Source organism: Actinomycetospora flava, from assembly GCF_037400335.1.
In the GTDB taxonomy this organism is placed as follows: Bacteria; Actinomycetota; Actinomycetes; order Mycobacteriales; family Pseudonocardiaceae; genus Actinomycetospora; species Actinomycetospora flava.
In genome coordinates, this window is sequence record NZ_JBBEGM010000002.1 from 265,898 (window position 1) to 289,304 (window position 23,407).

Below are 23,407 nucleotides of genomic sequence, written 5' to 3' on the forward strand. Positions count from 1 at the left end.
CCCCGGCACCCCGCGCCACGCTGATCCACCCCCGCGAGGACGGTCACCGCTAGCCTGCCCCCGTGGCCGATCAGGGAGCTGCTGCAGAGATCGCCGCCGGGTACGCGACGGAGGGCGCGGCCCTCGAACTGGGCACCGTCGTCGTCGACGGCGCCGTCGACCCCGCGGCGAAGGTCCGGATCCCGTTCGCGACGCTGAACCGGCACGGGCTGGTGGCCGGCGCGACGGGCACCGGGAAGACGAAGACGCTGCAGAACCTCGCCGAGCAGTGCTCGGGCGCCGGGGTGCCGGTGCTGCTCGCCGACATCAAGGGCGACCTCTCCGGGCTCGCGCGCGAGGGCGAGAAGAACGACCGCGTCACCCAGCGCGCCACCGACACCGGCGACGACTGGGCGCCGACCGCCTACCCGGTGCAGTTCCTCTCGCTCGGCGAGGGCATCGGCATCCCGGTGCGCGCGACGATCACCGGGTTCGGGCCGATCCTGCTGTCGAAGGTGCTCGGGCTCAACGAGACCCAGGAGTCCACGCTCGGCCTGATCTTCCACTGGGCCGACCAGCAGGGTCTCGCGCTGCTGGACACCAAGGACCTGCGCTCGGTGATCCAGCACCTGCTCTCGGACGAGGGCAAGGAGCAGCTCAAGGGCATCGGCGGGGTCTCGACGTCGACGGCGGGCGTGATCCTGCGCGCGCTGGTCAACCTCGAGGCGCGCGGCGGCGACAAGTTCTTCGGCGAGCCCGAGTTCGACCCCGCGGACCTGCTCGTCGTCGAGCCCGACGGCAAGGGCCGCGTGACGCTGCTGGAGCTCGCCGACCAGCAGGCCGACCCGATGCTCTACTCGACGTTCCTCATGTGGCTGCTCGCCGAGCTCTTCGAGGACCTCCCCGAGGCCGGCGACATCGACAAGCCCAAGCTCGTCTTCTTCTTCGACGAGGCGCACCTGCTGTTCACCGACGCGTCGAAGGCGTTCCTCGACCGCATCGAGCAGACGGTGAAGCTCATCCGCTCCAAGGGCGTCGGCGTCTTCTTCTGCACCCAGCAGCCCACCGACGTCCCCAACGACGTCCTCTCGCAGCTCGGCGCCCGGGTGCAGCACGCGCTGCGCGCCTTCACCCCCGACGACCAGAAGGCGCTCTCCCGTACCGCGCGCACCTACCCGAAGTCGTCGGTCTACGACATCGAGACCTCGCTGACGTCGCTGGGCACCGGCGAGGCGATCGTCACCGTGCTCTCCGAGCGGGGCGCCCCGACGCCCGTGGCGTGGACGCGGGTGCGGGCGCCGCGCTCGCTCATGGCCGCGATCGGCGAGTCTGCCGTCACCGACGCGGCGAAGGCGTCGCCGCTGTGGGGGAAGTACGGCACGCCGATCGACCGCGAGTCGGCCTACGAGAAGCTCTCCGCGGCCACCGGCGCGACCGGCGCGCCCGCCCCGGCGGAGCCCGTCCCGGCCGACCAGCCCCCGCAGCCCGCACCGCCACAGGCCCCGCCGCCCGAGCAGGACGAGGAGCCCGGGCTGGTGGAGAAGGCGATGGCCAACCCGGCGGTGAAGTCGTTCGTGCGCTCGTTCGCGAGCCAGCTCGGCCGCGAGATCACGCGAGGTCTGTTCGGGACGGCGCGCCGGCGACGGTAGGCCCGTCCGGTCCGGCCGGTCGCGCGCGGACCGGTGTCGTGACCGGGGGGTACATTGAGCAGATCAGGGCCCCACGGACGTCCGTGCGTGCGCGGACCCCGAGCCGAGACGACTGACACCGACCGCAGGGTCCACCCGGGGAGGGTCGAGGGCCGCCTGGAGGCCGCAACCGCATGGACCGCAAGCGCCTTCTCCGCAATCCACTCATCTGGATCGTGGTGTTCTTCCTGGTCTACCTCGGGATCTCGTCGCTGCTCAGCGACACCCGCGGGTACACCGAGGCCCCGACGTCGCTCGCCCTGCAGCAGGTCGAGGCCCGCAACGCGTCCGAGATCACGATCGAGGACAAGGAACAGCGCCTGCGGCTGACGCTCACCAACCCGGTGCAGGTGCCGGGCGTCGAGGGCGCCCAGCCGACGACGACCAACCAGATCTACGCGCAGTACCCGGCCGCCGCGACCGACCAGGTGTTCGCCCTGGTCCGCGACAACCCGGCCCCCTCGGGCTTCGACACCCGGGTCACGCAGGACTCGTTCCTCACCCAGATGTTGATCTACCTGATCCCGCTGGGCCTGGTCCTGCTGCTGCTGTTCTGGATGATGAACTCCCAGGGCGGGGGCAACCGCGTCCTGTCCTTCGGCAAGTCCAAGGCCAAGCAGCTCAACAAGGACATGCCGAAGACCACCTTCGCCGACGTCGCGGGCGCGAACGAGGCGGTGGAGGAGCTCTACGAGATCAAGGACTTCCTCCAGAACCCCACGCGCTACCAGCAGCTCGGCGCCAAGATCCCCAAGGGCGTGCTGCTCTACGGCCCGCCCGGCACGGGCAAGACGCTGCTCGCCCGCGCGGTCGCCGGCGAGGCGGGCGTGCCGTTCTACACGATCTCCGGCTCGGACTTCGTGGAGATGTTCGTCGGCGTCGGCGCCTCCCGGGTGCGCGACCTGTTCGAGCAGGCCAAGCAGAACTCCCCGTGCATCGTGTTCGTCGACGAGATCGACGCCGTGGGGCGCCACCGCGGCGCCGGCATGGGCGGCGGCCACGACGAGCGCGAGCAGACGCTCAACCAGCTGCTCGTCGAGATGGACGGGTTCGACTCGCGCGGCGGCATCATCCTCATCGCCGCCACCAACCGGCCCGACATCCTCGACCCGGCGCTGCTGCGCCCCGGCCGGTTCGACCGGCAGATCCCGGTCGCGGCGCCCGACCTCGCCGGCCGGCGCGCCATCCTGCAGGTGCACTCCGCGGGCAAGCCGCTCGCGCCCGACGCCGACCTCGACGGCCTGGCCAAGCGCACCGTCGGGTTCTCCGGCGCCGACCTGGCGAACGTCATCAACGAGGCCGCGCTGCTCACCGCCCGTCTCGGGCAGACGCAGATCACGGGCTCGGCGCTCGAGGAGTCGGTCGACCGCGTCATCGGCGGCCCGGCGCGCAAGAGCCGCATCATCTCCGAGCAGGAGAAGAAGGTCGCGGCCTACCACGAGGCGGGCCACGCGCTGGCCGCGTGGGCGATGCCCGACATCGAGCCGGTCTACAAGGTCACGATCCTGCCGCGCGGGCGCACCGGTGGGCACGCGCTCGTCGTCCCCGAGGACGACAAGGAGCTCATGACCCGCTCGGAGATGCTGGCCCGGCTGGTGTTCGCCATGGGCGGGCGCTCGGCCGAGGAGCTGGTGTTCCACGAGCCGACCACCGGCGCGTCGTCCGACATCGAGCAGGCGACCAAGATCGCGCGCGCGATGGTCACCGAGTACGGCATGAGCGCCCGCCTCGGCGCCGTGAAGTACGGCCAGGAGCAGGGCGAGCCGTTCCTCGGCCGCTCGGCGGGACGCCAGCCGGACTACTCGCTCGAGGTGGCCCACGAGATCGACGAGGAGGTGCGCAAGCTCATCGAGGCCGCGCACACCGAGGCGTGGGACATCCTCAACACCCACCGCGACGCGCTCGACGCGCTGACCGGCGAGCTGATCGAGCACGAGACGCTGCAGCGTCGCGACCTCGAGCGCATCTTCGCGTCGGTCACCAAGCGGCCGCGCATCACGACGTTCAACGACTTCGGCGAGCGCCTGCCCTCGGACCGCCCGCCGATCAAGACGCGGCGCGAGCTGGCCACCGAGCGGGGCGAGCCCTGGCCGCCGCCCGGCGAGGCCACCGACACCGAGCGCACGGAGCGCACGGCCGTCGGGTCGGTCGCGGGCAACGGCAGCGGCAACGGGCAGGCCGCGCACGGCGCCAACGGCAGCTACGCCGGCGCCCACGCGGGCAACGGCCACGACGCGGGCTACGGCGCCGGGCAGCCGGGGCAGCCGGGGCAGCCGGGGCAGCAGGGCCCCGACGGCGGCTCGACGCCGACGCCCCCGGCGGGCATGCCGGCGACGGGCATCCCGGACGTCTACCGCACGGGCGCCAACGGGCGGCGGGCCGGCGAGAGCGGCGACAAGCCCTCGTCGGTGGCACCGAACTACGGCGCCCCGCCCGGGTGGACCCCGGCGACCGTGCCGCACGGCACCACCTGGAACCCCGGCGGCGCCGGCCGCGGCGGGGCCGGCCCGTACGGCGAGGCCGGCTCCGGCGGGTACGGCGACGGCGCGACCAGCCCGTACGGCACGTCACGCTCGGCTGGCGAGTCCGTCGCGAACCCGTACGGTGACCCGGATGGCCGCACCCGTGAGGGCCGCTCGGAGGGCCGCCATTCGGGGACGTCCCCGAGCTGGGGCCACGACGGCACCACCGGCACGGACGGCGGCACCGGGTCGACCGGCGCCTCCGACACCCCGCGCGGCTGACACGGCCAGGGCTGAGAGGGCCGGCGCGTCCTGACGGGCGGGCCGGCCGGGTCGAGGGAGACCGCGAGGGAGACGTGACCACCAGTCAGGAACTGGACGGCGACCTGGACGACGCCCGGGTGCGCCCCACCGACGACGGCACCGGCGGACCGGTCGGCGCCGAGGTCGCCCCGGCGTGGCCGGGGTTCGACGCCGAGCGCGCCGAGGCCGCCGTGCGCGAGCTGCTCATCGCCATCGGCGAGGACCCGGACCGCGAGGGCCTGCGGGACACGCCGGCGCGCGTGGCCCGCTCGTACCAGGAGCTCTTCGCCGGGCTCCGGGCCGACCCGGCGCAGGCGCTGGAGCGGACGTTCTCCGAGGACCACGAGGAGCTCGTGCTCGTCCGCGACATCCCGATGTTCTCGATGTGCGAGCACCACCTGCTGCCGTTCCACGGGGTGGCGCACGTCGCCTACATCCCGGGGCCGCAGGGGCACGTCACCGGCCTGAGCAAGCTCGCCCGCCTCGTCGACCTCTACGCGCGGCGCCCGCAGGTCCAGGAGCGCCTGACCAGCCAGGTCGCCGACGCGCTGGACCAGAAGCTCGACACCCGGGGCGCGCTCGTGGTGATCGACGCCGAGCACCAGTGCATGTCCGCGCGCGGCGTGCGCAAGCCCGGCGCCCGCACCACGACGTCGGCGGTCCGCGGCATCTTCAAGACGTCGGCCAGCACGCGGGCGGAGGCCCTCAACCTCATCCGGAGCGGCTGACGTGGGCGGTCCGCCCGACCCGACACCCCGTGCGCACCGCCTCCCGGAGCCGGGGCGCTGCGTCGTGATGGGCGTCCTCAACGTCACGCCCGACTCGTTCTCCGACGGCGGGCGCTGGCTCGACCGCGACCACGCGGTGGCCCACGGCATCGAGCTGCACCGCCGCGGCGCCGACCTGGTCGACGTCGGCGGGGAGTCCACGCGGCCCGGCGCGGAGCGCGTCGACGCGCAGACCGAGACGCAGCGCGTCGTGCCGGTGATCCGCGAGCTCGTCGCCGACGGCGTGCGGGTCAGCGTCGACACCACCCGCGCGGCGGTCGCGGCAGCGGCGGTCGAGGCCGGCGCCACGATGATCAACGACGTCTCCGGGGGCCTCGCCGACCCGCACATGGCCCGCACGGTCGCCGAGACGGGCATGCCCTGGGTGATCATGCACTGGCGCGGTCCGAGCAACCGGATGACCGCGCTCGCCTCCTACGAGGACGTCGTCGGCGAGGTGCGCGCCGAGATGGTCGAGCAGGTCGACCGGGCCGTGCTCGCGGGCGTCGACCCGTCGCTGCTGGTGCTCGACCCGGGCCTGGGCTTCGCGAAGACCGCGGCGCACAACTGGCAGTTGCTGCGCAAGCTGCCCGTGTTCACGGGGCTCGGCTTCCCCGTGCTGATCGGGGCGTCGCGCAAGCGGTTCCTCGGGGCGCTGCTCGCCGACGACGACGGCACCCCGCGCCCGCCCGACGGGCGCGAGATCGCCACCGCGGCCGTGTCCGCGCTCGCGGCGGCGAACGGCGCCTGGGGCGTGCGCGTGCACGAGGTCGGCCCGTCGCTCGACGCCGTCGCGGTCGCCGCGGCGTGGTCGTGGGGGACGTCGCCGGCGGAGGTCGAGCCGTGACCTCGACCGATCGGATCGTGCTGCGCGGGCTGCGCGTCCGCGGGCACCACGGCGTGTTCGAGCACGAGCGCCGCGACGGCCAGGACTTCGTGCTGGACCTGGCGCTGGAGGTCGACCTCACCGCCGCCGCGTCCTCCGACGACCTCGTCGACACCGTCGACTACGGCGCGCTCGCCGAGGGCGCCGCGGCGATCGTCGCGGGCCCGCCGCGGCGACTGATCGAGGCCGTGGCCGGCGAGGTCGCCGCCCGGGTGCTCGCCGACGACCGCGTCGCGGCCGTCGAGGTGACGCTGCACAAGCCGCAGGCGCCGATCACGGTGCCCTTCGACGACGTCGCGGTGGTGCTGCGGCGGGAGCGGGCGACCCGATGAGCCGCGCCGTCCTGTCCCTGGGCTCGAACATCGGCGACCGCATTGGCAACCTGCGCGGCGCCCTCGCCACCCTGCGCGCCGCGGGGGCCCGGGTGGTCGCCGTGTCGCCGGTCTACGCGACCGCACCTTGGGGCGGGGTCGAGCAGGACGACTTCCTCAACGCCGTCGTCGTCGTCGAGGACCCGGTGTCGCGGCCCCGCGACTGGCTCACGCGCGCCCGCGCCGCGGAGAGCCGCGCCGGCCGCACCCGTGACGTGCGCTGGGGGCCGCGGACGCTCGACGTCGACGTCCTCGACGTGGACGGGACCGTCGACGACGACCCCGAGCTGACGCTCCCGCACCCGCGCGCCCACGAGCGGGCGTTCGTGCTGGTGCCGTGGTTCGACGTCGACCCGGACGCCGAGGTCGCCGGCCGGGGGCGGGTCGCGGACCTGCTCGCCGCGCTGCCCGCCGACGAGCGCGACGGCGTGCGCCGCGACGACACGGCGCTGGAGGCGGCTCGGTGAGGAGGACGGCCCCGTGAGGACGCGGACGAGCCCGTCGCTGCTGGTCGTGGCGGCCGTCGCCGCCGGTCTGGCGGTCAACGTGCTCGTCCAGGCGGCCTACGGCGAGCTGCCGCCGTTGCCGCTGCTCGCGGGGCTGACGCCGCTGGTCCTCGGGGTCGCCGAGCTGGTGCTCGCGGCCGTCCTGCGCGCCCGCATCCGCCGCCGGCCCGGTGCCCGCCCCGTCGACGCGCTCGCCGCCGCGCGGGCCGTCGCGCTGGCGAAGGCGTCGTCGCTGGCCGGGGCGCTCGTCGGCGGCGCGTGGCTCGGTCTGCTCGCCTACGTGCTGCCGCTGCGCGACCGTGTGGACGCCGCCGGCGCGGACACCGCGAGCGCGGTGGTCGGCGTCGTCGGGTCGGCGGTGCTCGTCGGGGCGGGCCTGTGGCTGGAGCACAGCCTGCGCACGCCCGACGACCCGCGCAGCGACGACCCCCGCGACTCCGCGCGCGGCCGATCGTGACCGCGGTGCCGGCGGGCCGCGTCCGCGGGGGCGGCGGGGCGCCGGTGGAGGCTCGGTATCCTGCAGCGATGAGCACCCCGGACGGGGAGCAGCGCACCGGCGCCGGCCCCGACCGCCGACGCGCCGCGCTGCTGACCGCCGCGGCCGTGCTCGCCGCTCTCGCCGGCGTCGCCACGCTCCTGTCCGACGACGCCCGCCTGCTGCGCCTGGCCGTGGTGGCCGCGCTGTGGGCGGCGGTGCTCGCGGCCGTCGTGCTCGCCCGGCGCGCCCGCACCGAGGCCGACCTCGCCGCGCAGGCCCGTGAGACCGCCGACGAGCTCGCCGCGGCGGAGGAGGACGCCGGCGAGCGGCTCGCCGCCCTCGAGCGCGACGCCGACGACCGCGTGGCCCGCGAGGTCGCCGCCCGCGAGGAGGCCGAGCAGGACGCCGTCCGGGCCCGCGAGGACGCGGCGTCCCTGCGCGAGGAGCTCGAGCGGTCGCGCAGCGCCGACGCCGTGACGCTGCAGGGCGTCGGCTTCCCCGTCGCGGCCGGTGCGCCGCCGCGTCCCCGCACCCCGCGCCTGCGCGTCGTCGGCGACTCCGGCCCGCAGCCGGGCCTGCCGTCGGTCCCGCCGCCGGCGCCGCGCCGGCCCGTGGCGCCGGTCGCTCCTGTCGCTCCGGCCCCGCGGGTGCCGGCACCACCCGCCGCCCGCGCGGTCCCGTCCCCGCCGGTGCGCCCCACCCCGCCTGCGCACCCCGAGGCCCCGCAGGCCGACCCGTCGGTGCTGGCCGGCGGGTCGTTCGTCGACCAGTACGTCCGCTCCGCGGGCTACGACCGCCCGGCCGACCCGCCGCCCGACGAGCGCCCCCGCCGCGCGCCCGCCGACTCGGCGACCTCGGGCCGCACGGTGGCCGAGCTCCTCGCCGCGCACGCGGCCTCCGGCGGCACCGTCGGCCGGCGGCGTCGCGAGCCCTGAGGCTCGCCCGGATCGCCACGAACGGGCTGTTCGCTGCCTCTGTGCGTCCGAACTCCGCGTTCGTGACGGGCTCGTCGTGATCCGGACACCCCTGGGGCCGGTGGGGCGGGGCCGGAGTCGTTACCCTCCGGCAGGGTGATCGCCCCTCCCGTCCGCCTGGCGCCGCAACAGCGCCGGACGCTCGTGTGGCCGGTCGTCGGCCTGATCTTCCTCGGGATCTGCGCCCTCGTGACCGTCGGCCTCGCCAGCACCGAGATCGGGGTGGTCGGCGTCGTCATCGGCGTCGTGCTCGCGCTGCTGCCGGTCGCGCTGGTCGTCGCGACGTTCCTGTGGATCGACCGCTTCGAGCCCGAGCCGCCGCGCCTGCTCCTCGGCGCCTTCCTCTGGGGCGCGGGCCTGTCGGCGCTCGTCGCGGTCGTCATCAACTCCAGCGCGATCATCGCCGCGGAGCTGCTGCTCGGGCGCGGGCAGGGCGACGTCGTCGGTGCCGTGATCTCGGCGCCGCTCGTGGAGGAGTTCGTCAAGGGCGCGTTCGTGGTCGGCCTGCTGCTGTGGCGGCGCCGGGAGTTCGACGGGATCGTCGACGGCGTCGTCTACGCGGGGATCACGGCCGCGGGGTTCGCGTTCACCGAGAACATCATCTACTTCGGCCGCGCGTTCGCCGACGCCGAGGGCGCCGTCGGCCCCGCGGTGCTCGCGACGTTCGTGCTGCGCGGAGTCCTCTCCCCGTTCGCGCATCCCCTGTTCACGGCCATGATCGGGATCGGCGTCGGGATCGCGTCGCAGGCGCGGTCGCGGGTGGTCGGCACGCTGGCGGTGCTCGGCGGCTACGTGCTCGCGGTGGTCCTGCACGCGCTGTGGAACTCGTCGACGCAGCTCGGGGCCGGGTTCTTCGGCGTCTACGTGCTGATCATGCTGCCGCTGTTCGCCGGGATGATCGGGCTGGTCGTGTGGCAACGACGCCGCGAGGCCGACGTCCTCGCGCGCCAGATGCCGGGGTTCGCCGCCGCCGGGTGGATCGCGCCGAGCGAGGTGCCGCTGCTCTCGAGCCTCGCCGGCCGTCGCCGCTGGCGCACCGCGGTGCACCGCCGCGCCGGCGCCCAGGCCGCCCGGGCCGTCGAGGACTACCAGCACGCCGTCACCGAGCTCGCCTTCCTGCGCGCCCGCGCGGAACGGGGCGCGCTGCCGCCGCGCTCGGACTGGCACGCGGAACTGCTCGACAATGTCGTCCGCACCCGGCTCGCCGCGGTGAACGCGCCGGGCGTGCAGGGACCGACCGGTGGCCCGGCGCCCGGTCCCGGGGGCCCGCCGCCGAACTGGCCCGGCGCTCCCCAGGGGCCCGCCGGGCCCTACGGACCGGGCGCGCCCCCGCGCCCGCCGATGGGCTGAGCGCACGACCCCTCGGCGTGTCGCGCGGGCGAGCATGTGGCGATCCTGGCGCCAGGCGCCGGCGATGCCGCATCGCTCGCAAAGGGGCGTGAACCCGCTCACCGCGCCCGCCGCGGGGCGTCCGGACGGTTACCGTGGGCAGCAGTGATCGTCCGGTACCCGCGGGAGCGGGACGGGAACGAGCCGAACGAGTGAGGTGGCGCGTGGGCACCGACGGCGAGGGCGCCGGGCGGTGGGACGAGGGCAGTGACGCTGCCTTGCACCCCACCCCGCGCGAAGGATCCCGGCTCGCGGTGGGCGTCGTGTCCGCGGGGCGGGTCGGCGCCGTGCTGGGCGCCGCGCTCGCGAACGCCGGGCACACGGTCGTCGCCGCCTCCGCGGTCTCCCGCGCCTCGCGCGCCCGCGCCGAGGAGCTGCTTCCCGGCGCCGAGATCCTCCCGCCCGACGAGGTCGTGCGCCGCGCCGACCTCGCGCTGCTGGCGGTCCCCGACGACGTGCTCCCCGGCCTGGTCCGCGGGCTCGCCGCCTCAGACTGCCTGCGCCCCGGGCAGATCGTCGTCCACACCTGCGGCGCGGCCGGGGTCGGCGTCCTGGCGCCCGCCGCCGAGCACGACGTGCTACCGATCGCGCTGCACCCGGCGATGACGGTCACCGGACGCCGCGAGGACGTCGCGCGCCTGTCCGGTGCCTGCATCGGGGTGACCGGTCCCGAGGGCTCGGATCGATGGTCGACCTCCGCAAGCTCCGTCTCCGAGGACGCCGACGCCGCGTGGCTGGTCGGCGAGGCGCTGGTCGTCGAGATGGGCGCCGAGCCGGTCCGCATCCCCGAGGCGATGCGCCCGCTGTACCACGCGGCGCTGGCCCACGGCGCGAACCACCTGGTCACGCTCGTGCGCGAGGCCGCCGACATCCTGTCCGGCGCCGGCATCGAGCCCGCCGAGCGCGTCCTCGCGCCGCTGCTCTCCGCCGCCCTCGACAACGCGCTGCGCCACGGCGACCGCGCGCTCACCGGCCCGGTGGTCCGCGGCGACGCCGGCACGGTGGCCACGCACCTGCGCCACCTCGACGACCGCGCCCCCGACGCGGCCCCGCTCTACCGGGCCCTGGCCCGGCGCACCGCCGAGCGCGCCCGCGCCGGCGGACTGGTCGACCCCGCCGCCGCCGACGACGTGGTGGCCGCCCTCGAGAGGCCCCGACGGTGACCCGACCCTCCAGCCTGCGCACGAACGACCTCGTCGGGCGCGCCCGCCCGCAGTACAGCGCCGACCGGCTGACCGTGCACCGCGAGCCTGCCGGCCTGCGCCGCGTCACCCGCGCCCTGCGCATGGCTGGGCGCCGCGTCACGCTCGTGCCGACGATGGGCGCCCTGCACGACGGCCACCGCGAGCTCATGCGGCGCGCCCGCGGCGTTCCCGGCGCCACCACCGTCGTGTCGATCTTCGTGAACCCGCGCCAGTTCGGGCCGGGCGAGGACTTCGACCGCTACCCCCGCGCCTTCGAGAACGACCTCGAGATCTGCCGCGAGGAGGGCGTCGAGCTGGTCTTCGCGCCGTCGGTCGAGGACATGTACCCGGAGGGCTTCACCACCTCGGTCGACCCCGGCCCGCTGGGCGGCGAGCTGGAGGGTGCGGTCCGGCCCGGGCACTTCGCCGGGATGCTGACGGTGGTCAACAAGCTCTTCGCGATCTCCGTGGCCGACGTCGCGTTCTTCGGCGAGAAGGACTACCAGCAGCTCACGCTGATCCGCCGCATGGCGCGCGACCTCGACATCGACATCCACGTCGTCGGCGTGCCGACCGTCCGCGAGCCCGACGGGATGGCGCGCTCGAGCCGCAACGCCTACCTGTCCGCCGACGAGCGGCACGCCGCGGTGGCCCTGTCCGCGGCGCTCTCGGCCGGCCAGTACGCCGGCGAGCAGGGCCCGCAGGCCGTCCTCGACGCCGCCCGCGACGTCCTGGCCACCGAGCCGAGCCTGCAGGTCGACTACCTCGAGCTGCGCGACGAGGACCTCGGCCCCACCCCCGACATCGGCCCCGCGCGGCTGCTGGTCGCCGCGCGGGCCGGCACCACCCGCCTGATCGACAACGCCGCGGTGTCCCTCGTGAGGAGAGTCTGACGTGCAGCGCACGATGCTGAAGTCCAAGATCCACCGCGCGACGGTGACGGACGCGAACCTGCACTACGTGGGGTCGGTGACCGTCGACGAGGACCTCATGCGGGCGGCCGACCTGCTGCCCGGCGAGCAGGTCGCGATCGTCGACGTCACCAACGGCGCGCGCCTCGAGACCTACGTGATCACCGGTCCCGCCGGCTCCGGCGTCATCGGGATCAACGGCGCCGCCGCGCACCTCGTCTCGCCCGGCGACCTCGTCATCCTGATCTCCTACGGCGTCATGGACGACGCCGAGGCCCGCACCTACCAGCCGCGGGTGGTGTTCGTCGACGAGGCCAACCGCGTCCTCGACCGCGGCGCCGACCCGACGCACGTGCCCGACGCCGCCCCCACCACGTCGCTGCTGCGGCCGGGCACCGAGGCCCGCCCGGCGCGGCGCCACGGCGCTGCCGCGGGCCCGGCGATGACGACGGTGAGCGGCAGCTGGGGCGCGGAGCCGCAGGAGCAGGCGGGCCAGGGTCGCCGCCGCCGCGGCAGCGCCGAGACCACCGACGCCCGCCGGCTCGACGCGCTGCTCTCCGCGGACAGCTGAGGCCGGGGGACGTCGTGCTGCTCTGCATCGACGTCGGCAACACGCAGACGGCGCTCGCCCTCTACCCCGAGGACGGCCCGGCGGTCTGGGACGCCCGCCTGCGCACCGAGCCCCGGGCCACGGGTGACGAGATGGCGCTGCTCGTGCGCGGTGTCCTCGGGACACGGGTCGGCGACGTGACCTCGGTGGCCGCGCTCTCCACGGTCCCGGCGCTGCTGCGCGAGCTGCGCGGCATGGTCACCAGGCACTTCGCGGGGCTCGACCACCTGCTCGTCGAGCCCGGCGTGCGCACCGGCGTCCCGCTGCTCGTCGACAACCCCAAGGAGGTCGGCGCGGACCGCGTCGTCCAGGTCCTCGCGGCGTTCGAGCGCCACGGCGGGCCCTGCGTCGTCGTCACCTTCGGGACGTCGACGACGGTGGACGGGGTGTCGGCGCGCGGCGAGTTCCTCGGCGGGGCGATCGCCGCGGGCGTCGCGGTGTCCGCCGAGGCCCTGGCCATGCGGGCGGCGGCGCTGCGCCCGGTCGAGCTCGTGGTGCCGCGCTCGGTGCTCGGGCGCACCACGGTCGAGAGCATGCAGGCCGGTCTCGTGCTCGGGGCCGCCGCGCAGGTCGACGGCCTCGTCGCGCGGGTGAGCCGGGAGATCACCGCCCGCGATCCCGAGGGCCGCGCGCCCGTCGCCGTCGTCGCCTCGGGCGGGCTCGCGCCGGTGGTCGTCGACGAGTGCGCGACGGTTACCGAGCACGTCCCCGACCTGACCCTGCTGGGCCTGCGCACGGTGCACCGGCGCTGGCTCGAGCGGCGCGACGAGCGTTCCGCCCGCCGCGCCGCCCGCTCCTGAGGGTCAGGGGACCGGAGAGCCCAGCTCGTCGCGGCGGGGGTCGCCGTCGGGCAGCAGCAGGCGCAGGCGATCGGCGAGCTCGGGGTCGCCGCCGCCGGCGCGGGTGTGCGCGAGAGCCCACAGGGCCTCGACGTCGCCGCGGCGCAGGACGGCGCTGCGCACGGCCACCTCGAGGTGGTCGCGCTCCTCGCGCACCCCGGGGGCGTCGGACGTGGGGAGCAGCGCACCGCGGCGCAGCACCGCGGGCGGGGGCAGGCGGCGGTCGCGCAGGGCGGCGCGGACGTCGAGGAAGTCGGCGTCGACGCGGGCGCGCAGCCGGTAGGGCTGGGTGCTGAGGATCGAGGTGCCGAGCGCGTTGCGCAGGCGGTGCACCTCGGAGCGCACCGTGACGGGGTTGCCCGCGTCGCCGTAGAGCGCCTGCGCGAGGCCGTCGGCGGTGAGCCCGTCGGGGTGCAGGGCCAGCACGACGAGCATCTCGGCGTGCCGCAGGCTCAGCCGCACCGGGCGCCCGTCGAGCCGGGCGACCGGGCGCTCGGCCCCGAGGAAGGACAGCGACAGGGTCGGCCCGGACGACGACCGTGGGGCCACGCGCAGCAGCCAGCCCTCGGCGAGCGGCTCGACGACGCCCTCGCCGCGCTCGCCGAGATCGACGCGCCCGCCGCCGTCGGGGATGGTCAGGCGCTCGGGCAGCCAGTCGGCCGACTGGGCGGTGATCACGCGCCCGCCCGGGGCGAGCAGCGCGCCGGGGGCGCCGTGCAGGCCCTCGAGGTGGGGCTGGTTGCGGTGGCGCAGCCGCTCGTCACGCTCGACCAGCCGCGCCTGCAGGTGGACCTCGGCGAGCTCGGCGGCCGCCTTGACCAGCGCCAGCGTGCTCGGGTGGAACGTCTGCAGCGGGCCGGTGAGGTCGATGGCGGCGACGACCGCGCCGCTGTCGGGGTCGTGGATCGGCGCCGCGGCACAGGTCCACGAGTGGTAGAGCTTCACGAGGTGCTCGGCGGAGTGGATCTGGACCGCGTTGCCCGAGGCCAGCGCGGTGCCCATCGCGTTGGTGCCCACCGAGTCCTCGCTCCAGCGCGTGCCCTCGACGAGCTCGACGCTGTCGGCGCGCCGCAGGACCTCGGTGTTGCCCTCGCGCCAGAGGATGTGCCCGCGCACGTCGGTCACGATCATCATGTGCACGGCGTCGTCGGCGACGTCGAGCAGCGTGCGCCGCAGCAGCGGGAGCACCGGGGCCAGCAGGTGCCCGCCGCGGACGTCGCGGAGCTCGTCGCTCTCGTAGACGTGGCGCGGGCGACCGCGCTCCGGGTCGACGTGGGCCTCGAGCGAGCGCTGCCAGGACGCCGACACGACGTCGCGGGGCGAGGCGGGGCTCGCGGAGCCGGACAGCACGGCGTCGCGGATGCGTTCGAGCAGGCGGGCGCGTTCGAGCGGGTCGGAGGGCGTGAGCGGCCTCGACAGCGTCCCGGGGACCTTCAGGCGGGTCGCCCCGCGCGCGGCGCGCTGGCTCTCCGGCATCGGCGCCCCCTGCACTCCGAGCGTGACGGGCGGGTCGGCGCCGCCACGGCACCGATGCTGCTCGCCCGGGGACGAGGAAGCCCCCTCCCTCAGGATGGTCCTGCATCCCGTCTGGTTAGGCAACCCTTCATCAAACCCTCGTGCGCGGCTTCTCGGCAAGAGCAACGCCGCAGATGCGTTGCAACGCCGGTGCAACCCTCCCATACCTAGTGTCCGCGATCACGTAGTCCCACTGCGCAGGATTCCACGATGTGGAGGGAAACACCGATGGCCATCTACGCGGCACCGGGGTCGGCGGACAGCGTCGTCTCGTTCAAGCCCCGTTACGACCACTTCATCGGCGGCGAGTACGTCGCGCCGGCGAAGGGCCAGTACTTCGAGAACCCGACCCCGCAGACGGGGCAGACGTTCACCGAGGTCGCCCGCGGCACGGCCGACGACATCGAGAAGGCCCTCGACGCGGCCGAGGCCGCCGCTCCGGCGTGGGGCAAGACCTCCGTCGGCGAGCGCGCCAACATCCTCAACAAGATGGCGGACCGGATCGAGGCCAACCTCGAGAAGATCGCCGTCGCCGAGAGCTGGGAGAACGGCAAGGCGGTCCGCGAGACCCTCGTCGCCGACATCCCGCTCGCGATCGACCACCTGCGGTACTTCTCCGGCGCGATCCGCGCGCAGGAGGGTCACCTGTCGCAGATCGACGAGGACACGATCGCCTACCACTTCCACGAGCCGCTGGGCGTGGTCGGCCAGATCATCCCGTGGAACTTCCCGATCCTCATGGCGATCTGGAAGCTGGCCCCGGCCCTCGCCGCCGGCAACGCGGTCGTCCTCAAGCCGGCCGAGCAGACCCCCGCCTCGATCCACGTCCTCATGGACGTCATCGGCGACCTCCTCCCGGCCGGTGTGCTCAACATCGTCAACGGCTTCGGCGTCGAGGCGGGCAAGCCGCTCGCGTCGTCGCCGCGCATCCGCAAGATCGCCTTCACCGGCGAGACCACGACCGGGCGCCTGATCTCCCAGTACGCCTCGGAGAACCTCATCCCGGTCACGCTCGAGCTCGGCGGCAAGAGCCCGAACATCTTCTTCGACGACGTCGCCGCGCAGCAGGACGCGTTCTACGACAAGGCGCTCGAGGGCTTCGCGATGTTCGCCCTCAACCAGGGCGAGGTCTGCACCTGCCCGTCGCGCGCCCTCGTCCAGGGCGGGATCTACGACGAGTTCGTGGCGCAGGGCGTCAAGCGGGCCGAGCAGGTCAAGATGGGCAACCCGCTCGACACCGACACGATGATGGGCGCGCAGGCCTCGAACGACCAGCTCGAGAAGATCCTGTCCTACATCGACATCGGCCGCCAGGAGGGCGCCAAGGTCCTCACCGGCGGCGAGCGCGCCGACCTCGGTGGCGACCTGTCGGGCGGCTACTACGTGCAGCCGACCGTCTTCGAGGGCCAGAACTCGATGCGGATCTTCCAGGAGGAGATCTTCGGCCCGGTGCTCTCGGTCGCGCGGTTCGACGACTACGCGGACGCCATGAAGCAGGCCAACGACACGCTCTACGGCCTCGGCGCCGGCGTGTGGTCGCGCGACACCAACACGGCCTACCGCGCCGGCCGCGACATCCAGGCCGGTCGTGTCTGGGTGAACAACTACCACGCCTACCCGGCCCACGCGGCCTTCGGCGGGTACAAGCAGTCCGGCATCGGCCGCGAGAACCACAAGATGATGCTGGACCACTACCAGCAGACCAAGAACATCCTGCAGAGCTACTCGGACAACGCGCTCGGATTCTTCTGATGGACGCCGTGAGCACCAGTACCGACGTCACCGAAGCGGTGCCGGAGGTGCCGGGGTCGGGAACGGGTCGCGTCGCCCTGTCCCCGCAGGCCTCCGAGCTCCTGGTCACGCTCACCGACATCCACGGCCCGTTGATGTTCCACCAGTCCGGCGGGTGCTGCGACGGCAGCGCCCCGATGTGCTACCCGGACGGGGACTTCAAGATCGGGGGCCAGGACGTGCACCTCGGAGACCTGACGGTGGAGGGCCTGGAGAAGCCGATCGGCTTCTACATGTCCGCCTCGCAGTTCGAGTACTGGAAGCACACGCACCTCACCGTCGACGTGGTGAAGGGCCGCGGCAGCGGGTTCTCGGTGGAGGCGCCCGAGGGCGTCCGCTTCATCATCCGCTCGCGGCTGTTCACCGACGACGAGATGCGTGACCTGGGCGACCTGTAGCGCGGTCCCCGACGCACCGAGTAGGACCGAGGGGCGCCCCCGCTGCGCGCGACGCAGCCGGGGCGCCCCTCGCACGTCCGGACACCCCTCCCCGACGAAGGAGTTCGACGATGAGCACCCCGTCCGCCACCCCCTCGACGACCCTGCGCGAGCTCACCGGCATGCCGGCCGCGCCCGCGTCGCTGCGCGAGTCCGCGCTCGTGATGATCGACCTGCAGAACACCTACACGCGCGGCGTGATGGCCCTCGAGAACGTCGAGCCGGCCATCGACGAGGCCGCCGCCCTGCTCGACCGCGCGCGCAGCGCGGGCATCCCGATCATCCACGTCCAGCACGACGCCGGGGAGGGCACGCCCTACGACGTGCGCGCCGAGATCGGGGCGATCGTCGACCGCGTGGCGCCCCGCGACGGCGAGCACGTCATCGTGAAGAACTTCCCGAACTCGTTCGTCGGCACCGACCTCGAGGACCACCTGCGCAGCAGGTCCGCGTCGAACCTCGTGCTCGCGGGCTTCATGACGCACATGTGCGTGAACTCCACCGCCCGCGGTGCGTTCAACGCCGGTTTCGCGCCCGCGGTCGTCGCCGGGGCCACGGCGACCCGCGCCCTGCCCGGTCCCGACGGCACGGTTCCCGCGTCGTCGCTGCAGAGCGCCAGTCTCGCCGCGCTCTCGGACATGTTCGCCGTGGTCGTTCCCGACACCGCCGCGATCCCCGACTGACGCGCAATTCACGCCCGCTCCCACGATCCCGTGCGGAATCGCGGCGTGGATCACTCGACAACGTCCCGATCGCGGAAATAAGGTCCGCCCTATTCATTCCGAGGATCGGCTGCGGAGGTCGCCTGATGGCGCAGAAAGTCGTGGTGTCCCTCGTCGACGACCTGGACCAGTCGGAAGCCGACGAGACCGTCGAGTTCGGCCTCGACGGTGCCACGTACGAGATCGACCTCTCCGACGCCAACGCGTCGGCGCTGCGTGACAAGCTCGCTGACTACGTCGCCCACGCCCGGCGCAGCGGAGGCCGGCGGAAGTCGTCGGCGTCCGCGGCGTCGACGGCGACCGCGGCCCCCGCGTCGCGTCGCGGCGGCGGGCGCGCGGCGGTCGACCGCGAGCAGAACCAGGCCATCCGCGAGTGGGCGCGCAAGCAGGGGATGACGGTGTCCGAGCGCGGGCGCATCCCCAGCGAGGTCAGCGAGGCGTACCACAAGGCGCACTGAGCGCCCGCTGATCAGCGCAGGGCGTACGCGGTGAGCGCGGGGCGGTCGAGCGTCGCCCCGCGCCCGCCCGGGTGCACGGCGATGAGCCCGCGCTCGGCCAGCCCGCGCAGGGCGGTGTTCAGCGTCTGGCGGGCGATGCCGAGGCGCTGGGCGAGCAGGGTCTGCGGGCCGCCGAAGTCGACGCGGTCGCCGTGGTGGTCGAGCTCGAGCAGCAGGGTGGCGAGGCGGCGCGGCACCGGGTGGAACGAGCGCCCGGCGCGGGCGCGGTTGGACTGGCGCACGATCCGGACGAGGTCGCCGGCGAGGGCCAGCAGGGTGTCGGGGCTCACCCGCAGGGCGCGCAGGGCGGCGGCCGCGGGCAGCGCGAGGACCACCGAGTCGCGGGTCGCGACGGCGTCCTCGGTGCGCGGACCGGGGTCGACCAGCTCGAAGTAGCCGAAGGCGTGGCCCACCGACGCGACGCCGAGGTCGACGACGTCGCCGGCCGGTGACGTGATCCGCGAGACGACCGACCCGCGCAGCAGCACGAACATCGCGTCGCCCGCGTCACCCGCCCGGAACAGGGCCTCGCCGGACGCGTACCGCCGGATCACGGCCGCGCGGGCGAGGACCTCGAGGGCCTCGGGGTGCAGCGCGCGCAGCTGCGGGCACGTGCGCAGGGCGGACCGCACCCCGCGGCCGGCCAGCTCCGGCGACGTCACCGTCATGGACACCCTCCGTAGGTCGCGTCGTGATCTCTCACCTGTTCGGACCAGTGACGCTGTCGTCGCGACGACAGCGCGTCGATCATCGGTGCGCTTGGCTCCCACGTCGACGCTCCCGTCGGATCTGCGACAGCGGAGGTCACGGGACGCCGGGGAGGCCGACGTGCGGACGTGGAGGAACAGGCGGGCGGGGCTGGTCGGGGCCCTGCTCGCGACGGCACTGGTGGTGGCGGGATGCGGGTCCCCGGCCGCCGGTCCGGCCCCGGCGCCCGGGGCGCCGTCGGCCGCCGCCGGCGTCGTCCGGGGGCCGTTCGGCGGCCCGTCGTCGTCGGACACCACGCCGGGCACCGGGTCGACGTTCACGCCCGTGACGGCGTCGACGACGGCCGCGCCGATCCCGGTCCCGACCTCGGACGGACGCGTGCACCTGGCCTACGAGCTGGTGCTGACCAACACGATCGGCCAGCCCGCCACGATCGGCGGCGTCGAGGTGGTCGGGGACGGCCGGTCGCTGCTGCGCCTCGAGGGCGACGGCCTCGCGCCGTGGATCAAGCCGTTCGGCAGTGACCTGGGCACGCGCGTGCTCCAGCCGGGGCAGGGCGCGCTGGTGTGGCTGGACGTCTCCCTGGCGCCGACCGACCCCGTCCCGGCGCAGCTCCTGCACCGCCTCGACGTGCAGTTCGCCCAGCCGAACCCGCCGCTGGTCCCGGCCGCGCTCACCGAACCGGTGGCCCCGACGACCGTCGACCGCACGCCCCCAGTGAGCATCTCCCCGCCCCTGGCCGGCGCGGGCTGGCTCGACGGCAACAGCTGCTGCACGGTCACCGCCCACCGGGCCGCGGTGAGCCCGATCGACGGGCGGCTGTTCGCCCCGGAGCGCTTCGCCATCGACTACGTCCGGCTCGACGCGCAGGACCGCCAGATGACCGGCCCGCCGACCGACATCGCGAGCTACCCCTTCGACGGCGCCGACATCCTCGCCGTCGCCGACGGCCCGATCGTCGGCCTCGTCGGCGACCTCCCGCAGCAGCCGCCGGGCGCGGACCCCACCGGCCTGCGCCTCGACGAGTACAGCGGCGACCACGTCGTGCAGGACCTCGGGAACGGCCGGTACGCGCTGTACGCGCACCTGCAGAGCGGGAACCCGCTGAACCTCGCCGTCGGGCAGCAGCTGCGGCGGGGCCAGGTGCTCGGGAAGCTCGGCAACTCGGGCAACACCGACGGGCCGCACCTGCACTTCCACGTCATGGACGGGCCCGACCCGCTGGCGTCGAACGGGCTGCCGTTCGTGTTCGACAGCTACACCGTCGACGGCCGCGTGGTGTCCCAGGAGTCGCTGCAGGAGGGGGCGCAGGGGCCGGTGCCGTTCCGGGTCGACCGCGCCGGCGCCGGTCCGCGCGGCGGGACCATGCCGCTCGTGCTCGACGTGATGTCCTACCCGCCCGGTCCGTAGCGCGGGGCTTCCTCCTCCCGGGTGTTTTCGCGGGCGGCGAACACCGGGCGGGGATGACGCGGGCCCCGGGCATCGTTGGACGGGCAAGACCCCGTGCTCGATGGGCCGGGGGACAGGATCGGGCCCCGTCGCGGGTGGCGCCCGTCACGGTGGTGCAACCGTCACCGTCCCGTGACGTCACGCGCGACGACTAGGATGGCCTTACGGTGCAGTGGCAGTTCGGGCACCGTGGGGGTCCCGATCCGTCATCGGGCACCAGCCAAGGGGCCACCGGGACGTTCCTTCGGGGACACTCGGTGGAGGACCGCCGGCGCAGCAGTCAGGAGTGACGAATGTTCGAGAGGTTCACCGACCGCGCGAGGCGGGTGGTCGTCCTGGCCCAAGAAGAGGCCCGGATGCTCAACCACAACTACATCGGCACCGAGCACATCCTGCTCGGGCTGATCCACGAGGGCGAGGGCGTCGCCGCCAAGGCCCTCGAGTCGCTGGGCATCGCCCTGGAGGGCGTGCGCCAGCAGGTGGAGGAGATCATCGGTCAGGGCCAGCAGGCCCCGTCCGGCCACATCCCGTTCACCCCGCGCGCCAAGAAGGTGCTGGAGCTGTCGCTGCGCGAGGCGCTGCAGCTCGGGCACAACTACATCGGCACCGAGCACATCCTGCTCGGGCTCATCCGCGAGGGCGAGGGCGTCGCCGCCCAGGTGCTCGTCAAGCTCGGCGCGGACCTCAACCGTGTGCGCCAGCAGGTGCTGCAGCTGCTCTCGGGCTACCAGGGCAAGGAGCCCGCGGAGTCCGGCAGCCAGCGCGGCGAGGGCACGCCGTCGTCCTCGCTGGTGCTCGACCAGTTCGGTCGCAACCTCACCCAGTCGGCCCGCGAGGGCAAGCTGGACCCGGTCATCGGCCGGGAGAAGGAGATCGAGCGGGTCATGCAGGTCCTGTCCCGCAGGACCAAGAACAACCCGGTCCTCATCGGCGAGCCCGGCGTCGGCAAGACCGCCGTCGTCGAGGGCCTCGGCCAGGCCATCGTCAAGGGCGAGGTGCCCGAGACGCTGAAGGACAAGCAGCTCTACACCCTCGACCTCGGGTCGCTGGTGGCGGGCTCGCGCTACCGCGGTGACTTCGAGGAGCGCCTCAAGAAGGTCCTCAAGGAGATCCGCACCCGCGGCGACATCATCCTGTTCATCGACGAGCTCCACACGCTCGTCGGCGCGGGTGCCGCCGAGGGCGCGATCGACGCCGCGTCGATCCTCAAGCCGATGCTGGCCCGCGGCGAGCTGCAGACCATCGGCGCCACCACGCTCGACGAGTACCGCAAGCACGTCGAGAAGGACGCCGCCCTCGAGCGCCGCTTCCAGCCGATCCAGGTGGGGGAGCCCTCGGTGGCCCACTCCATCGAGATCCTCAAGGGGCTGCGCGACCGGTACGAGGCGCACCACCGCGTCTCGATCACCGACCCGGCGCTGGTCGCGGCGGCCACCCTGGCCGACCGCTACATCAACGACCGCTTCCTGCCGGACAAGGCCATCGACCTCATCGACGAGGCCGGCGCCCGCATGCGCATCCGCCGCATGACCGCGCCGCCGGACCTGCGCGAGTTCGACGAGAAGATCGCCGACGTCCGTCGCGAGAAGGAGTCCGCGATCGACGCGCAGGACTTCGAGAAGGCGGCGCGCCTGCGCGACGAGGAGAAGACCCTCATCGGGCAGAAGACCGAGCGCGAGAAGCAGTGGAAGTCCGGTGACCTCGACGTCGTCGCGGAGGTCGACGACGAGCAGATCGCCGAGGTGCTGGCCAACTGGACCGGCATCCCCGTGTTCAAGCTGACCGAGGAGGAGACCACGCGTCTCCTGCGCATGGAGGACGAGCTCCACAAGCGCATCATCGGCCAGGAGGACGCGGTCAAGGCCGTGTCGCAGTCCATGCGGCGCACCCGCGCCGGCCTCAAGGACCCGAAGCGTCCCTCGGGCTCGTTCATCTTCGCCGGCCCCTCGGGCGTCGGGAAGACCGAGCTCACCAAGGCGCTCGCGGAGTTCCTGTTCGGCGACGACGACGCGCTCGTCCAGATCGACATGGGCGAGTTCCACGACCGCTACACCGCCTCGCGGCTCTTCGGCGCGCCCCCCGGGTACGTCGGTTACGAGGAGGGCGGCCAGCTCACCGAGAAGGTGCGCCGCAAGCCGTTCTCGGTGGTCCTCTTCGACGAGATCGAGAAGGCCCACTCCGAGGTCTACAACACGCTGCTGCAGGTGCTCGAGGACGGCCGCCTGACCGACGGTCAGGGCCGCATCGTCGACTTCAAGAACACGGTCATCGTGTTCACGTCGAACCTCGGGACGCAGGACATCTCGAAGGCGGTCGGCCTCGGGTTCCAGTCCGGGCAGGACTCGGGCTCGAACTACGAGCGCATGAAGAACAAGGTGACGGACGAGCTCAAGAAGCACTTCCGTCCCGAGTTCCTCAACCGCATCGACGACATCATCGTGTTCCACCAGCTGCGCGAGGACGAGATCGTGCAGATGGTCGACCTGATGATCGGTCGCACCGAGAAGCAGCTCCAGAACAAGGACATGTCGATCGAGCTCACCGACGCCGCGAAGAAGCTGCTCGCGCAGCGCGGCTTCGACCCGGTGCTCGGCGCCCGTCCGCTGCGCCGCACGATCCAGCGCGAGATCGAGGACCAGCTCTCCGAGAAGATCCTCTTCGGCGAGGTCGAGTCCGGCCAGATCGTGCTCGTCGACGTCGAGGGCTGGTCGCCCGAGACCGACGACAACGGGGTCACCAAGCCGGCCCCGGAGTCGGCGACCTTCACCTTCCGCGGTGAGGCCAAGCCGACCCCGGTCCCGGACACCCCGGAGGTCGCGGCGGCGGAGTAACCCCGCTCGCCCGCACGTCCCGGAGCCCCGGTCCTTCGTCCGCGAAGGCCCGGGGCTCCGGCGTTTTCCGGGGTCGGCGAGGTGTCAGCGACGTGGCGTCGCGGACGCTG

21 protein-coding genes are annotated in these 23,407 nt (G+C 74.0%); 19 read left to right on the forward strand and 2 right to left on the reverse strand.

The genetic code is table 11. The features are described 5' to 3' along the window. The first annotated feature begins 62 nt into the window (after window positions 1-62). The 13 genes from WCD58_RS07965 to WCD58_RS08025 all read left to right on the forward strand — a co-directional run bounded on the left by WCD58_RS07965 (window position 63) and on the right by WCD58_RS08025 (window position 13,308). Window positions 63-1,628: a helicase HerA-like domain-containing protein gene (locus tag WCD58_RS07965; RefSeq protein WP_337701373.1), complete on the forward strand. Its 1,566-nt coding sequence runs from the start codon at window positions 63-65 to the stop codon at window positions 1,626-1,628. Window positions 1,629-1,801: 173 nt separating this feature from the next. Then, complete coding sequence (gene ftsH, locus WCD58_RS07970; RefSeq protein ID WP_337701376.1) at window positions 1,802-4,411, forward strand: ATP-dependent zinc metalloprotease FtsH; 2,610 nt, start codon at window positions 1,802-1,804, stop codon at window positions 4,409-4,411. 74 nt (window positions 4,412-4,485) lie between these two features. Continuing rightward, window positions 4,486-5,160, forward strand: a complete 675-nt coding sequence (gene folE, locus WCD58_RS07975; protein WP_337701379.1) for a GTP cyclohydrolase I FolE — start codon at window positions 4,486-4,488, stop codon at window positions 5,158-5,160. Between the two features lie 67 nt (window positions 5,161-5,227). Beyond that, window positions 5,228-6,046, forward strand: a complete 819-nt coding sequence (folP, locus tag WCD58_RS07980; RefSeq protein WP_337702017.1) for a dihydropteroate synthase — start codon at window positions 5,228-5,230, stop codon at window positions 6,044-6,046. Then, the gene (gene folB, locus WCD58_RS07985) at window positions 6,043-6,417 is read left to right on the forward strand and encodes a dihydroneopterin aldolase (protein ID WP_337701381.1); all 375 of its coding nucleotides are present in this window, start codon (window positions 6,043-6,045) and stop codon (window positions 6,415-6,417) included. Before folP ends, folB begins: the two co-directional genes overlap by 4 nt. Further along, the gene (gene folK / locus WCD58_RS07990) at window positions 6,414-6,923 is read left to right on the forward strand and encodes a 2-amino-4-hydroxy-6-hydroxymethyldihydropteridine diphosphokinase (protein ID WP_337701383.1); all 510 of its coding nucleotides are present in this window, start codon (window positions 6,414-6,416) and stop codon (window positions 6,921-6,923) included. The genes folB and folK overlap by 4 nt, the downstream gene beginning before the upstream one ends. Window positions 6,924-6,936: 13 nt before the next feature. Further along, a complete protein-coding gene (locus tag WCD58_RS07995) occupies window positions 6,937-7,419 on the forward strand; it encodes a DUF3180 domain-containing protein (RefSeq protein WP_337701385.1) in 483 nt (160 codons plus the stop codon). A 68-nt stretch (window positions 7,420-7,487) separates the two neighbouring features. Further along, a complete protein-coding gene (locus tag WCD58_RS08000) occupies window positions 7,488-8,375 on the forward strand; it encodes a DUF6779 domain-containing protein (protein ID WP_337701387.1) in 888 nt (295 codons plus the stop codon). 135 nt (window positions 8,376-8,510) lie between these two features. Next, on the forward strand, window positions 8,511-9,764 hold the full coding sequence (locus WCD58_RS08005; protein WP_337701389.1) for a PrsW family intramembrane metalloprotease: 1,254 nt from the start codon (window positions 8,511-8,513) through the stop codon (window positions 9,762-9,764). 257 nt (window positions 9,765-10,021) lie between these two features. Next, window positions 10,022-10,966 carry a Rossmann-like and DUF2520 domain-containing protein gene (locus WCD58_RS08010; protein WP_337702019.1) on the forward strand — a complete coding sequence of 315 codons (945 nt, stop codon included), beginning with the start codon at window positions 10,022-10,024 and terminating at the stop codon, window positions 10,964-10,966. Window positions 10,967-10,980: 14 nt separating this feature from the next. Then, window positions 10,981-11,880, forward strand: a complete 900-nt coding sequence (gene panC, locus WCD58_RS08015) for a pantoate--beta-alanine ligase (RefSeq protein WP_337702021.1) — start codon at window positions 10,981-10,983, stop codon at window positions 11,878-11,880. Between the two features lies 1 nt (window position 11,881). Next, window positions 11,882-12,469 (forward strand): aspartate 1-decarboxylase, encoded by a 588-nt coding sequence (panD, locus tag WCD58_RS08020; protein ID WP_337701392.1) that lies wholly within the window; start codon window positions 11,882-11,884, stop codon window positions 12,467-12,469. 14 nt (window positions 12,470-12,483) lie between these two features. After that, window positions 12,484-13,308, forward strand: coding sequence for a type III pantothenate kinase (locus tag WCD58_RS08025; RefSeq protein ID WP_337701394.1), 825 nt, complete (start codon window positions 12,484-12,486; stop codon window positions 13,306-13,308). A 3-nt stretch (window positions 13,309-13,311) separates the two neighbouring features. Here the strand turns inward: WCD58_RS08025 and WCD58_RS08030 are convergent, their stop codons facing one another. Next, complete coding sequence (locus WCD58_RS08030) at window positions 13,312-14,823, reverse strand: GAF domain-containing protein (protein WP_337701396.1); 1,512 nt, start codon at window positions 14,821-14,823, stop codon at window positions 13,312-13,314. 267 nt (window positions 14,824-15,090) lie between these two features. Between WCD58_RS08030 and exaC the strand changes: the two genes are divergently transcribed. The 4 genes from exaC to WCD58_RS08050 all read left to right on the forward strand — a co-directional run bounded on the left by exaC (window position 15,091) and on the right by WCD58_RS08050 (window position 18,270). Next, on the forward strand, window positions 15,091-16,614 hold the full coding sequence (gene exaC / locus WCD58_RS08035) for an acetaldehyde dehydrogenase ExaC (protein ID WP_337701398.1): 1,524 nt from the start codon (window positions 15,091-15,093) through the stop codon (window positions 16,612-16,614). Then, a complete protein-coding gene (locus WCD58_RS08040; protein WP_337701400.1) occupies window positions 16,614-17,051 on the forward strand; it encodes a DUF779 domain-containing protein in 438 nt (145 codons plus the stop codon). Before exaC ends, WCD58_RS08040 begins: the two co-directional genes overlap by 1 nt. 110 nt (window positions 17,052-17,161) lie before the next feature. Then, a complete protein-coding gene (locus WCD58_RS08045; protein WP_337701402.1) occupies window positions 17,162-17,773 on the forward strand; it encodes a cysteine hydrolase family protein in 612 nt (203 codons plus the stop codon). Window positions 17,774-17,898: 125 nt separating this feature from the next. After that, complete coding sequence (locus tag WCD58_RS08050; protein WP_337701405.1) at window positions 17,899-18,270, forward strand: histone-like nucleoid-structuring protein Lsr2; 372 nt, start codon at window positions 17,899-17,901, stop codon at window positions 18,268-18,270. A gap of 11 nt (window positions 18,271-18,281) precedes the next feature. On the opposite strand, the gene WCD58_RS08055 is transcribed toward WCD58_RS08050, so the two are convergent. Next, on the reverse strand, window positions 18,282-18,977 hold the full coding sequence (locus WCD58_RS08055) for a Crp/Fnr family transcriptional regulator (RefSeq protein WP_337701407.1): 696 nt from the start codon (window positions 18,975-18,977) through the stop codon (window positions 18,282-18,284). A gap of 160 nt (window positions 18,978-19,137) precedes the next feature. Between WCD58_RS08055 and WCD58_RS08060 the strand changes: the two genes are divergently transcribed. Together WCD58_RS08060 and WCD58_RS08065 are read left to right on the forward strand one after the other, a co-directional pair. Beyond that, window positions 19,138-20,427 carry a M23 family metallopeptidase gene (locus WCD58_RS08060; RefSeq protein ID WP_337701409.1) on the forward strand — a complete coding sequence of 430 codons (1,290 nt, stop codon included), beginning with the start codon at window positions 19,138-19,140 and terminating at the stop codon, window positions 20,425-20,427. 332 nt (window positions 20,428-20,759) lie between these two features. Beyond that, window positions 20,760-23,297 carry an ATP-dependent Clp protease ATP-binding subunit gene (locus WCD58_RS08065; protein ID WP_337701411.1) on the forward strand — a complete coding sequence of 846 codons (2,538 nt, stop codon included), beginning with the start codon at window positions 20,760-20,762 and terminating at the stop codon, window positions 23,295-23,297. Window positions 23,298-23,407: the final 110 nt, after the last annotated feature.